Genomic DNA, 252 nt, shown 5'->3' with positions numbered 1-252 from the left:
AAATGGTGAGCCATGAAGGATTCGAACCTTCGACCCTCTGATTAAAAGTCAGATGCTCTACCAACTGAGCTAATGGCTCATTTTGAAAGTGGTGCCGACTAGAGGACTTGAACCCCCAACCTACTGATTACAAGTCAGTTGCTCTACCAATTGAGCTAAGTCGGCTTGCGACTTCAAAATGGTGGCTCGGGACGGAATCGAACCGCCGACACGAGGATTTTCAGTCCTCTGCTCTACCGACTGAGCTACCGA

General features: G+C 49.2%; 2 tRNA genes. Both read right to left on the bottom strand.

The features are described from left to right. Window positions 1-3: 3 nt before the first annotated feature. Window positions 4-79 (bottom strand) — tRNA-Lys (locus FS742_RS27270). A 10-nt stretch (window positions 80-89) separates the two neighbouring features. Then, window positions 90-165: transfer RNA gene (locus tag FS742_RS27265), tRNA-Thr, on the bottom strand. Between the last annotated feature and the right edge of the window lie 87 nt (window positions 166-252).

The organism is Bacillus cereus, from assembly GCF_007678085.1.
GTDB lineage: Bacteria > Bacillota > Bacilli > Bacillales > Bacillaceae_G > Bacillus_A > Bacillus_A cereus_BE.
The sequence above is the reverse complement of the archived record's forward strand: the minus strand, read 5'-3'. Positions and strand labels throughout refer to the sequence as shown.